This window comes from Ralstonia sp. A12 (assembly GCF_000801955.1).
Taxonomy (GTDB): domain Bacteria; phylum Pseudomonadota; class Gammaproteobacteria; order Burkholderiales; family Burkholderiaceae; genus Ralstonia.
The window spans coordinates 111,905-124,322 of the sequence record NZ_JSZO01000003.1; the positions used below are offsets into that span (position 1 = coordinate 111,905).

Here is a 12,418-nt window from a genome sequence, read left to right on the forward strand (position 1 = left end):
GCCAAACAAGGCTGGCCGCAAAGGGCGTAATCAACCGGCTTTGGCCTCGTTCTGCAGCTCCAGCACGCGCAGCAGCGACGCCGTATCGTCATACCCCCAGCCGTTGGCGACCAGCGTATTGAGCTGCGAGGCCACCAGTTTCATCGCCGGCATCTGCAGGCCGAGTTCCTGGGCGATCTCGCGCACCAGGCCGAAATCCTTGTCGTGCAGACGTGCCTCAATGCCGGCCGCAAAGTTGCGCTCGGCCATCTTCGGCCCTTCCAGGTCGAGCATCTTGCTGCCCGCAAAGCCCGGGCCGATGGCGGCCAGCACGCGCGACGGGTCGGTGCCCTGGGCGCGCGCAAACAACATGGCTTCAGCAATGCCCTGGATGTTGATGACCTGCACGATCTGGTTGCACGCCTTGGCCACCTGGCCCGCGCCATGGCCGCCGATGTGGGTGATGGTCGTGCCCAGCAGTTGCAGCAGCGGGCGCACGCGTTCGAGCACCTCCGCCTTGCCGCCCACCATGATCGACAGCGTGGCCTTCTGCGCACCCGCCGTGCCGCCCGAAACCGGCGCATCCAGAAACTCCAGGCCGGCCGCTTCCAACTCGGCCGCGATACGGCGCGTCGCCACAGCAGAGATCGTGCTGTGGTCGATACAGATCGCACCGCGCGGTGCCCCGTGGATGACGCCATCCGGCCCCAGCAACACGCCTTCCACATCAGCGGTGGAGGTGACGTTGGTGAAGATGACCTCGGCGTCACGTGCGGCTTCGGCGGGGGTGTTGCACGGCTCGGCGCCGATGGCGCGGGCGTTGTCAGCGGCTTCCGGGCGGCGCACGTAGGCGCGCACGGTGTGGCCGGCGGCAATCAGGTGCTGGACCATCGGCGCGCCCATGTTGCCGAGGCCGATGAAGGCGATACGTGTCATAGCGTGTCTCTGGTTATTTTGGGCCGGCGTAAGCGAAGCGGCCGTTCTTGATGATGCCCATCACGCGCGAGCGCTGGTCGAAGCCTTGGTGATCCTGGGCATTCAGATTCAGCACGCCGTTGGGCACGGTCAGGTTTTGTGTGGTTTCGAGTGCGTCGCGCAGTGCGGCGCGGAAGGCGGGGGTGCCGGGCTGTGCCTTGGTCTTCAGAGCACGGGCCGTGGCGTTGTCGAGCAACTGCCACGCGCCCCAGGCGTCGCCGGCGAATTGCGTGACGGTGTTCGGGCCGTACTTGGCTTCGTAGCGGTCGGCAAATTCCACCGCGACCTTGCGCACGGGGTGGGTGGCCGGCAATTCGCGCGCCACCACCACCGGGCCGGTCGGGAAGAGCGTGCCTTCCACATCCTTGCCGCCCACCTTCAGGAATTCGGTGCTGGCGATGCCGTGTGTCTGATAGATGCGGCCCTTGTAGCCGCGCTCGACCAGCGTGCGTTGGGGCAATGCGGCAGGCGTGCCGGCCCCGGCAATCAGGATGGCGTCGGGTTTGGCGGCCATCAGCTTGAGGATCTGGCCGGTCACGCTGGTATCGGTGCGCGCAAAGCGCTCGTTGGCCACCACCCGCAGCTTGCGCACGTCGGCCAGCTTCGAGAATTCACGCCACCAGCTCTCGCCATACGCATCGGTAAAGCCGATAAAGCCGACGGTGTGCACGCCGTTGTCCGCCATGTGCTGCGTGACGAGCGTGGCCATCTGCGAATCGTTCTGCGGCATCTTGAAGGCCCAGCGGCGCTTGGCGTCCTGCGGCTCGACGATGGAGGCCGAAGCCGCCAGCGTAATCATCGGCGTTTGCCCCTCAGCCACGGCATCGAGCGAGGCCAGCGCCGTCGGCACAATCGTCGGGCCGACGATCACGTCCACCTTGTCTTCGGCGATCAGCTTGCGCACGTTACGCACGGCCACCGACGGGTCGGATGCGTCATCGAGGATGATGACCTGCGCGCGCTGGCCACCAATCGTGGTGGGCCACATCTGCACCGTGTTCTTGCTGGGGATGCCGATGGCGGCGGCGGGGCCGGTGGTCGACAGCACCACGCCCACGCGAATGTCGGCTTGGGCGGGCAGGGCGAGGGCGGCGGCGCAGGCGAAGAGCGCCAAGCCGCATACACCATCGAAAAAGCGGCGACGTCGGGTCGTCATGAAATCTCCGGGAAGTTCAGGCCAAATTGCGGGCGAATCAGAGCTCGTACGCTTCGTGATCGCCAGACATGAGTTGTTCGACCAGCTTGCGTGTGAGCGTTGGCGCAAACAGTTCGATGAAGGTGTAGACGAAACCGCGCAAGTACGCGCCCTGTTTGATACCCAGGTGCGTGACGTTGGTGCCGAACAGGTGGCCGGCGGGAATCGCACGCAGGTTGCGGTCGCGGTCGGGGTCAAAGGCGACGCCGGCCACGATGCCCACGCCCAGGCCCACTTCCACGTAGGTCTTGATGACGTCGGCGTCGATGGCCTCCAGCACGATGTCGGGCTTGATCTGGCGCAGTTCGAACGCGTGGTCGATCTTGGGGCGGCCGGCAAAGTGCTGGTCGTAGGTGATGAGCGGATAGGCTTTCAGGTCTTCCAGCGTCAGGTGCTGGCGCGAGAGCAGCGGGTGATCTGCGGGCGTCACCACCACGTGCTGCCACTGGTAGCCCGGGATCGAGATCAGGTCTTTCACATGTGACATGCCCTCGGTGGCGATGGCGATGTCGGCCTGGTCGTGCAGCACCATCTCGGCAATCTGCGCGGGCGTGCCCTGCTGAATGGAAAGGCGCACCTTGGGGTACTTGCGGGTGAACTCGGCAATCGCCTTCGGCAGGGCATAGCGCGCCTGCGTGTGCGTGGTGGCGATGGTGAAGTTGCCCTGGTCCTGCGCGGCGTAGTCCTTGCCGACGCGCTTGAGGGTTTCGACCTCTTCCAGCACGCGTTCGACCGAGGCCAGAATGCGCCGGCCCGGCTCCGTGAGACCCCGGATGCGCTTGCCGTGGCGCGTGAAGATATCGACACCCAGTTCTTCTTCCAGCTCGATGATGGCCTTGGAGACACCTGGTTGTGACGTATAGAGCGCTTTTGCTGCCTCGGTCAGGTTGAATTTCTGCCGCACGGCTTCGCGCACGAAGCGGAATTGATGAAGGTTCATGACTGCGCGGGCTTATGGACAAAGGTGAGCGATCAGATCGCTACTTATAACCGAGGCCATATAAACAAACAATTTTTTATTGGTTTGGGATATGAGGCGGCGTCATTACGATGCTCGAACTCCGTGATAACACGCCCTCACTGTCCCCCATGACGCTCGCCTATACGGTTTCCGGTTTGCTGGTCGGCCTGTTGGTCGGCCTGACGGGCGTTGGCGGCGGTTCGCTGATGACGCCGCTGCTGACGCTGATGTTCGGCTTCTCGCCGGCCACGGCCGTGGGCACCGACTTGGCGTTTGCATCGCTGACCAAGGGTGTGGGCACGATTGCGCACCGCAGCCACGGTCATATCCGCTGGGACATCGTCAAGCGCCTCTGCCTGGGCAGCCTGCCCGCCGCGCTGGTGACGGTGATTGTGCTGAAGAACGCTGGCAACCTGGATGCAGAGTGGATGCACCTCATCCGCCTGACGATCGGCGTGTCGGTCATTCTGACGGTGATCTCGCTGCTGTTCCGCCAGCGCGTGCTGGGCTGGCTGGCCGCCAACCCGCGCTACCGCCTGCAGGGTTCCGCGCTGGCCGTGGCAACCATCATCGTCGGCGCGGTGCTGGGCGTGCTGGTGACGGTGTCGTCCATCGGCGCCGGTGCTGTGGGCGCCACGCTCATCCTGATCCTGTACCCCGAATTGAAGAGCGCCGAAGTGGCCGGCACCGACATCGCTTATGCCGTGCCGCTGACCGCTGTGGCGGGCCTCGGCCACATGTACCTGGGCACGATCGACTGGAACCTGTTGGTGTCGCTGCTGGTGGGCTCCATCCCGGGTATCTGGCTGGGCGCGCGCCTGTCGAAGAATCTGCCGGAACGTCTGGTGCGCGGCGCGCTTGCCGCCACGCTGACGGTCACGGCCATCAAGCTGGTGTCGTGATGCACGACGTTATGCCGACCCTGCTTGGTTGTTGCCGCTGTCGTTAAGTCGACAGCTGCCATATAAGAACCGCTTTCCCCCAATTGAATTGCACGCCGGCTCAGGTCGGCCCGGACTGAACAGTCAACGCCATGTACCAATACGACGCTTACGATCAACGCCTTGTCGCCGACCGTGTCGAGCAGTTCCGTGACCAAGTGCGCCGCCGCATAGCAGATGAACTGACGGAAGAAGAATTCCTGCCGCTGCGTCTGCAGAATGGTCTGTACTACCAGCGCCATGCCTACATGCTGCGCGTGGCGATTCCGTACGGCGCGCTGTCGGCCAAGCAACTGCGCATGCTCGGCCATATCGCGGCCGAGCATGACCGCGACTACGGCCACTTCACGACGCGCCAGAACATCCAGTACAACTGGATCAAGCTGGAGCAGGCACCGGACATCCTGGCCAAGCTGGCGTCGGTGGAAATGCATGCCATCCAGACGTCGGGCAACTGCGTGCGCAACACCACGACCGACCAGTTTGCCGGTGTGGCGGCAGACGAGTACACCGATCCGCGCCCGCTGGCCGAGATCCTGCGCCAGTGGTCGACGTTCAACCCTGAGTTCGCCTTCCTGCCGCGCAAGTTCAAGATCGCCATTTCGGCCACGCGTGAAGACCGCGCCGTGGTGCAACTGCACGATATCGGCGTCTATGCCTACACCGGTGCAGACGGCCAACTGCTGCTGCGTATTCTGGCTGGCGGCGGCATGGGCCGCACCCCGATCCTGGGCGCGATCATCAAGGAAGACCTGCCGTGGCAGCACATGCTGTCGTACATCGAAGCGGCGCTGCGCGTGTACAACCGCTACGGCCGTCGCGACAACAAGTACAAGGCACGGATCAAGATCCTCGTGAAGGCCATCGGCGCGGAAGAGTTTGCCCGCCAGGTGGAAGAGGAATGGCAGAGCGTCAAGGACGGCCCGTCGACCATCACGCAAGAAGAGTTTGATCGCGTGAGCGCATTCTTTGCGCCGCCCGCCTACGAAAAGCTGGCCGATACCGACGCGACCTACGAAAAGGCACTGCTTGAGAACAAGGCGTTTGCCCGCTGGGTCAGCCGCAACGTGCATGCGCACCGCGTGCCGGGCTATGCGTCGGTCACGCTGTCGCTCAAGCCGGGCGTGGCACTGCCCCCGGGCGATGCAACCTCCGAGCAGATGTCGCTGGTGGCCGACTGGTCCGAGCGCTTCGGCTTTGGCGAGCTGCGCGTGGCGCACGAGCAGAACCTGATCCTGCCGGACGTGAAGAAGCACGACCTGTTCGAGCTGTGGGAACTGGCCAAGCAGCACGGCCTGGCCACCGCCAACATCGGCCTGCTGACCGACATGATCGCCTGCCCGGGTGGGGATTTCTGCTCGCTGGCCAACGCCAAGTCGATCCCCATCGCACAGGCCATTCAAGCGCGCTTCGATAACCTCGATTACGTGTACGACCTGGGCGAGCTGTCGCTCAACATCTCTGGCTGCATCAACTCGTGCGGTCACCACCACGTGGGCAACATCGGCATCCTGGGTGTCGATAAGCACGACGAGGAGTGGTACCAGGTGTCGCTGGGTGGTGCGCAGGGCAACGATTCGGCGATCGGCAAGATCATCGGCCCGTCGTTCAAGGCGGAAGAAATGCCTGACGTGATCGAACGCATCATCGACACCTTCGTCGCCAACCGCAACGAAGACGAGCTGTTCATCGATACCTACAACCGCATCGGCATGGCTCCGTTCAAGGAACGCGTCTACGCCCGTGAAGAAGCGTAATTACCAGGGAATGCCGAGGGAATGAACATGAGCAAGATCATCAAGCTGGAAAGCGGTGCCCCGGCCGTCGTGGCCGATGACTGGACCGTGCTGCGTGCCCCTGAGGGCGGCGAACTGACCCAGGCCGACGTGGATGCCGCCGCGCACGCCATCGTGCCGCTGCCCTACTGGGAAGCCAACCGTGACGCGCTGCTGGCCCGCGCTCGCGCCGGCACGCTGGCTGTGTGGCTGGCCCCGGACGACGAGCCGTTCACCCTGCAGGCCGATCTGCCGAGCCTGCCGCTGGTGGCAGTGGATTTTCCGGTCTTCCGCGATGGCCGCGGCTATAGCACCGCGTTCCTGCTGCGCCAACGCCTGGGCTTCACGCGTGAATTGCGCGCCATTGGCGACGTGCTGCGTGACCAGCTCGACTACATGCGCCGTTGCGGTTTCGACGCCTTTGCCGTGCGTGCTGACAAGAACATCGACGATGCCCTGAACGGCTTCGGCGAGATCAGCGTGCGCTACCAAGGCGCCATCGACGAGCCGCGTCCGCTGTTCCGCCGCGAGCGCGCGACTGAAGCGAGCGCAGCATGAGCGACACCCAAGACATCGCTGTGTCTGAAGCGCCGGTGTCCGTCATTGGGCGCCCGGTGCTGTGGACGCGCCCCGTCTACACCGGCACCGCTGAAGCCCTGGCTGCCAAGGAAGTCGCGCTGTTTGAGCGTCTGGCTGAGATTGCCGCCAAGCACGGCGTGGCGAAGTTCGCCACCAGCCTGGCCGCCGAAGACATGGTCGTGACCGACGCGATCCTGCGCAGCCCCGAGGCCGTGCGCGCGCACCTGCCGATCTTCACGCTGCAGACCGGCCGCCTGCACGCTGAGACGCTGGCAATGCTCGACCGCATTCGCGAGCACTATGGTTATGCAGTCGAGCAGTACGCACCGGACGCCCGCGCAGTGGAAGCCTACGTGCGCGACCACGGCCTGAACGCGTTCTACGACAGCATTGAACTGCGCAAGGCCTGCTGCAACATCCGCAAGGTGGTGCCGCTGAACCGCGCGCTGAAAGATGCCGACGCATGGCTTACGGGCCAGCGCCGCGAGCAGGCCGTCACCCGCGCCGACCTGCCGTTTGCCGAAGACGACGACACCCGAGGCATCGCCAAGTACAACCCGCTGTTCGACTGGACGGAGGCCGAAGTCTGGGCTTATCTGGAACAGCACAACGTGCCCACCAATGCCCTGCACGACAAGGGCTACCCGAGCATCGGCTGCGAGCCTTGCACGCGTGCAGTGCGCGCTGGCGAGGATGTGCGCGCCGGCCGCTGGTGGTGGGAATCGCGCGACAGCAAGGAATGCGGTCTGCATGTGACAAATTCGGCGACGAACGTGTCGCAAAAAAGCTAAGGAAGAATCATGGGAGTGATGAGCGAGATCCCCGGCACGGCACTGACGCCCGTGCAGAACGAGCACCTCGACTGGCTGGAAGCCGAGTCGATCTACATCATCCGTGAGGTGGTGGCCGAATGCCGTAACCCGGCGCTGCTGTTCTCCGGCGGCAAGGATTCGATCGTCATGCTGCACCTGGCACTCAAGGCTTTCCGCCTGGGCGACCGCAAGATCGAACTGCCGTTCCCGCTGGTGCACATCGACACGGGCCACAACTACCCGGAAGTGATCCAGTTCCGCGACCAGCGTGTTGCTGAGTTGGGCGCGCGCCTAGTGGTCGGCCATGTGGAAGACTCCATCAAGCGCGGCACCGTGCGCCTGCGCAAGGAAACCGATTCGCGCAACGCCGCACAGGCCGTCACGCTGCTGGAAACGATCGAATCGCACGGCTTCGACGCGCTGATGGGCGGTGCCCGCCGCGACGAAGAGAAGGCCCGCGCCAAGGAGCGCATCTTCTCGTTCCGCGACGAGTTCGGCCAGTGGGATCCGAAGGCTCAGCGCCCGGAACTCTGGAGCCTGTACAACGCCCGCATGGCGCAAGGGGAACAGATGCGCGTGTTTCCGATCTCCAACTGGACGGAACTCGACGTGTGGCAGTACATCGCCCGCGAAAACCTCGCCCTGCCGCCGATCTACTACGCGCATCAACGTGAAGTCGTGCGCAAGAACGGCCTGCTGGTGCCGGTCACGCCGATCACGCCCAAGGCGGATGGCGACGAGAGCGAAGTCCTGTCGGTGCGCTTCCGCACCGTGGGCGACATCAGCTGCACGTGCCCGGTAGCCAGCACCGCTGCCACGCCGGCCGAGATCATCGCCGAAACGGCTGTCACCGAAATCACTGAACGCGGCGCCACGCGCATGGACGACCAGACGAGCGAAGCCTCGATGGAAAAGCGCAAGAAGGAAGGGTATTTCTGATCATGAGCAACCAAACATCGCACCAAGGGCTGCTGCGCTTCATCACCGCCGGTTCCGTCGACGACGGCAAGAGCACGCTGATCGGCCGTCTGCTGTACGACAGCAAGGCCGTGCTGACCGACCAGTTGCAAGCGCTGGCCAACGCCAAGAACAAGCGCACCGCCGGCGAGCAGATCGACTTCTCGCTGCTGACCGACGGCCTGGAAGCCGAGCGCGAGCAGGGCATCACGATCGACGTGGCGTACCGCTATTTCTCGACCGCGCGCCGCAAGTTCATCATTGCCGACACGCCGGGTCACGAGCAGTACACGCGCAACATGGTGACGGGCGCCTCGACCGCGCACGCCGCCATCATCCTGATCGACGTCACGCGCGTGACGACCGTCGACGGCAAGGCTGAGCTGCTGGCCCAGACCAAGCGCCATTCGGCCATCGTCAAGCTGCTTGAGCTGCAGCACGTGATCGTGGCCGTCAACAAGATGGACCTGATCGACTACAGCGAAGCACGCTTCAACGAGATCCGTGCCGCTTACGACGCACTGGCTGCTCAACTGGGCCTGCGCGACGTACGCTATGTGCCGGTGTCGGCCCTGCGCGGCGACAACATCGTGCACGCCTCCGAAGCCATGCCGTGGTACCAGGGCGAGCCGCTGCTGGCATTGCTCGAAGACCTGAAGGTGGAAGAGACCGCCCCGGCGGGTGACGATGCACTGCGCTTCCCGGTGCAGTTCGTGGCGCGCCAGGATGGCTCGCAGGCTGACGACTTCCGCGGCTACATGGGCCGTGTGGAAGCCGGTACCGTGCGCGTCGGCCAGGCTGTGCGCGTGCTGCCCGCCAACCGCGAGACCACCGTGGCCGAGGTGCTGACGCCCAACGGCGCGGCCGAGTCCGCCGGCCCCGGCGAGACCATCACCGTGCGCCTAGCGGACGACGTGGACATCTCGCGCGGCGACACCATTGTTGCCGCCCCGACGACTGCTGCCAACGCTGCCAAGAAGCTGCACGCCGACCTCTGCTGGTTCGATGAACACGCGTTGAACCCGGCCCGCAAGTACGTGCTCAAGCACACCACCGCCACCGTGTTCGCACGCGTGTCGGAAGTGGAGCGTGTGCTGGACGTGCACACGCTGTCGCACGAAACCGGCCGCAAGCAGATCGCGCTGAACGACATCGGCACGGTCAACATCAGCCTGCAGAAGCCGATCGTGTGCGATGCGTATGGCGATAACCCGGCCACCGGCGCATTCATCCTGGTGGACGAGGCCACGCACCACACGGTGGCGGCTGGCATGATCCGTGCATTTTCCTGATTAGGAACGGGGCGCCGCACGTCGTAAACTCGTCTGCGCCCCGCAAGGAAAACGCAAAGGAAGCTGCAAATGGAAGCGAAGACCAACAAGACTCTGGGCCACGTGAGCCTGATTGGTGCGGGCCCCGGCGCCGCGGACCTCATCACGGTGCGTGGTGCACGGTTGTTGGGCGAAGCCGAGGTCGTGCTGCACGACGCACTGGTCTCGCCCGAGGTCTTCCAGTACTGCCCACAGGCGGTGCTGATTGCTGTTGGCAAGCGCTGCGGCAAGCGCTCGACCGCGCAGCGCTTCATCAACCGTCAGCTCGTCGATCTGGCGACCAAGTACCAGCGCGTGGTGCGCCTCAAGGGCGGTGACCCGATGCTGTTCGGTCGCGCCGATGAGGAGCTGCAGGCGCTGGAGCAGGCCGGCATCGACTACGAAGTCGTACCCGGCATTACCGCAGCGCTGGCAGCCGCGTCCGCCATTCGTCAGCCGTTGACCAAGCGCGGCGTGGCGCGCAGCGTGGCCTTCGTCACGCAAGCCAAGGCCACCGACCCTGATACGCCGCAACCCGAAGGCGTAACGCCCGAACCGGTTGCACAGGCCGATTCGCTCGTCTACTACATGGGCCGCGATCAAGCTGCATCCATCGCAACAGACCTGATCGCCCGCGGCCGCGCACCGTCGACGCCCGCCTGGGTAGTCGAGGCTGCCACCACGCCCGAGCAGCGCTCGGCGTGCTTCACGCTGCAGCAGATGGCCGATGGCGCTGCCGCCGCGTGGATCAACCCCGAACACCCGAGCCTGCTGATGATTGGCGATGCGTTTGCCGCTCGCGCGACGAGCGCTGTACCGCAGGCCTTCTCCAGCGAGCCTCACGTTCTGGCGGCCTGAGCCTATCCGGGTTTCAGAACGCCAGCGCAAGCTTCCCAAAGACTTTCCCGGCTTCCATCGCCCGGAACGCCTCCGGCGCGTTTTGCCACGGCAGCACCTGATCGACGATCGGGTGCAGGCCGTGCAGCGCCAGCGCCCGGTTCATCGCCTCAAACGAGGTACGCGAGCCAACCGAAGCCGGCCGAATGATCGCCTTGCGCGCGAAGATTTCCAGTGGGCTCACGACACCCTCGCGCCCTGCCAGATAGCCGACGAGGTGGATCTGCCCACCCACCCGCAGCGCCTTCAGTGAGCGCTGGAACGTGCCCCCACCACCCACTTCGATGACGTGATCGACGCCGCGGCCATCCGTGCACGCGAGCACCGCTTCGTGCCAGTCAGGCGTCGTGCGGTAGTTGATCGTGTCGGATTCGGGCACGCCCAGGGTCTGCACGCGTTCGAGCTTTGCGTCGCTGCTAGACAGCACAATGGGCCGCGCCCCAGCCATCAGGGCGAATTGCACCGCGAACATCGACACGCCGCCCGTGCCCTGTACGAGCACTGTTTCACCCGGCTGCAGGTTGCCCGCTTCGATCAGGCAATGCCATGCGGTGAGGCCAGCGCAGGGCAGGGTGGCGGCTTCGGTGTCGCTGAGGTGCGGCGGAACGACCACCGTGCCACCCGCATCCAGGCGGATGGTGTCTGCCAGCCAGCCGTCGATGGGGCCGCCGAGCATACGGCGCGTGTCGGCGTTGCGGAAATCGCCGCCGTCCCAGCGCTGCCAGAACGTACCGGCGACCCGGTCGCCGGGGCGCACGCGCGTCACGCTGTCACCAACGGCCACCACCTCGCCCACGCCGTCCGACAGCGGAATCAGCGGCAGCGGAAAGCGCGTGAAGAACTTGCCAGAGACGATCTCCAGGTCGCGGAAATTGAGCGAGGCGGCGCGCGTGCGCACGATGATTTCGTCGTGGGCGAGCGTGGGGTCGTCGCGCTCGATGGGGCGCAGGGCGTCGATGCCATAACCGTCGGTCAGTGCCAGGGCTTTCATGGTGTCCTCGTGGTGGGGTGGTGGGGAGGAAAGCAACGCAAAAGCGCGTCTGGCGATACTGTGGCGCGTCGCATAAGATGAATCCAATTCAATTTGTTCAGAGAAAATATAACGATTGGGAATGTCATCATGCTTGAAGAGATGCGTACCTTCGTGCTGCTGGCACAGACCGGGTCGATCGCCCGCGTGGCCGAGCACCTGCCGCTCACGCAACCGGCCGTCACCAAGCAGATTCAGCGGCTGGAGCGCGCGCTCGATACCGTGCTGTTCGACCGGCGCGTCAAGCCGTTTCGGCTGACCGCCGAGGGCGAGGCGGTGCTGGCGCGCTGCCGCACCATCGTGGGTGAATTTGAGGCGCTGCGCGGTGCCGTGCGTGCCACCGGCGAGCCCGAGGGTGCGCTGCGCGTGGGTGTCAGCCATGCGGTGAGCGATGCGCGGTTTGCGCGCCTGCTGTCGGGGTTGCGGGCGCGCTATCCGGGTGTGTCGTTTCGTCTGAGCTGCGAGTGGGGTGGCGTGCTGCGTGATCGCCTGAAGCGCGCCGAGCTGGACGTCGCGCTGTGGCTGGCGCCGGCCAACGCGCGCGGCAACCATGCCGATGCGGACATCCGCGTGATCGGCACCGAGCCTGTCAGCCTGATTGCCGCGCCCTCGCGCAAGTTGCCGCCGACGTTGTCGATGGGGCAAGTCACGGAGGAGGCCTGGGTATTGAATCCGGCCGGCTGCGAGATGCGGGCCTGGCTGCTGGGCCGCTACGAGGCCGATCGCCTGACGCCGAACGTGGCCGCCGAAGTGCAATCCGTGCCGCTGCAGCATGCACTGGTGGCGGAGGGCTTTGGGCTCGGGTTCGCGCCCGTGCGGCTGATCGGGGCGCAGATTGCCGAGGGTGCGCTGTCGGTGCACAAGCTCACTTCGGCCCCATCGGAATGGGATGTCTGCGTGCAGCGAGCGCCGTCACTCGGGCGTTTGGCGCGCGTGGTGGATGCGCTCGAATCGGCGATGTCCACCGAGGCCGCAGCGACGCGTTAATCACTTCACTTAACCCTTTC

General features: G+C 65.0%; 12 protein-coding genes. 8 read left to right on the top strand and 4 right to left on the bottom strand.

The features are described 5' to 3' along the window. Nucleotides 1-30 precede the first annotated feature (30 nt). The 3 genes from PI87_RS07060 to PI87_RS07070 are packed head-to-tail and all read right to left on the bottom strand — an operon-like array spanning nt 31 to nt 3,089. Nucleotides 31-915 (bottom strand): NAD(P)-dependent oxidoreductase, encoded by an 885-nt coding sequence (locus tag PI87_RS07060; RefSeq protein WP_039597002.1) that lies wholly within the window; start codon nt 913-915, stop codon nt 31-33. A 13-nt stretch (nt 916-928) separates the two neighbouring features. Then, a complete protein-coding gene (locus PI87_RS07065; RefSeq protein WP_039597003.1) occupies nt 929-2,110 on the bottom strand; it encodes an ABC transporter substrate-binding protein in 1,182 nt (393 codons plus the stop codon). A 37-nt stretch (nt 2,111-2,147) separates the two neighbouring features. Beyond that, nucleotides 2,148-3,089, bottom strand: coding sequence for a CysB family HTH-type transcriptional regulator (locus PI87_RS07070; protein WP_039597004.1), 942 nt, complete (start codon nt 3,087-3,089; stop codon nt 2,148-2,150). A gap of 149 nt (nt 3,090-3,238) precedes the next feature. On the opposite strand from PI87_RS07070, the gene PI87_RS07075 reads away from it, so the two are divergent. From PI87_RS07075 to cobA, 7 genes are all read left to right on the top strand, one after another. Continuing rightward, complete coding sequence (locus PI87_RS07075; protein WP_039597005.1) at nt 3,239-4,012, top strand: sulfite exporter TauE/SafE family protein; 774 nt, start codon at nt 3,239-3,241, stop codon at nt 4,010-4,012. Nucleotides 4,013-4,143: 131 nt separating this feature from the next. Further along, a complete protein-coding gene (locus tag PI87_RS07080) occupies nt 4,144-5,808 on the top strand; it encodes a nitrite/sulfite reductase (protein WP_039597006.1) in 1,665 nt (554 codons plus the stop codon). A gap of 27 nt (nt 5,809-5,835) precedes the next feature. Further along, a complete protein-coding gene (locus tag PI87_RS07085; protein ID WP_039597121.1) occupies nt 5,836-6,384 on the top strand; it encodes a DUF934 domain-containing protein in 549 nt (182 codons plus the stop codon). Next, complete coding sequence (locus PI87_RS07090) at nt 6,381-7,196, top strand: phosphoadenylyl-sulfate reductase (protein WP_039597007.1); 816 nt, start codon at nt 6,381-6,383, stop codon at nt 7,194-7,196. Before PI87_RS07085 ends, PI87_RS07090 begins: the two co-directional genes overlap by 4 nt. A gap of 9 nt (nt 7,197-7,205) precedes the next feature. Further along, entirely contained in the window at nt 7,206-8,156 is a 951-nt protein-coding gene (cysD, locus tag PI87_RS07095; protein WP_039597008.1) for a sulfate adenylyltransferase subunit CysD, read from the top strand. Nucleotides 8,157-8,158: 2 nt separating this feature from the next. Further along, nucleotides 8,159-9,466: a sulfate adenylyltransferase subunit 1 gene (locus PI87_RS07100; protein ID WP_039597009.1), complete on the top strand. Its 1,308-nt coding sequence runs from the start codon at nt 8,159-8,161 to the stop codon at nt 9,464-9,466. Between the two features lie 69 nt (nt 9,467-9,535). Next, nucleotides 9,536-10,342: a uroporphyrinogen-III C-methyltransferase gene (cobA, locus tag PI87_RS07105; RefSeq protein ID WP_039597010.1), complete on the top strand. Its 807-nt coding sequence runs from the start codon at nt 9,536-9,538 to the stop codon at nt 10,340-10,342. Between the two features lie 13 nt (nt 10,343-10,355). Here the strand turns inward: cobA and PI87_RS07110 are convergent, their stop codons facing one another. Beyond that, complete coding sequence (locus PI87_RS07110; RefSeq protein WP_039597011.1) at nt 10,356-11,372, bottom strand: zinc-dependent alcohol dehydrogenase family protein; 1,017 nt, start codon at nt 11,370-11,372, stop codon at nt 10,356-10,358. 129 nt (nt 11,373-11,501) lie between these two features. Between PI87_RS07110 and PI87_RS07115 the strand changes: the two genes are divergently transcribed. Further along, complete coding sequence (locus PI87_RS07115) at nt 11,502-12,398, top strand: LysR family transcriptional regulator (protein ID WP_039597012.1); 897 nt, start codon at nt 11,502-11,504, stop codon at nt 12,396-12,398. Nucleotides 12,399-12,418 lie beyond the last annotated feature (20 nt).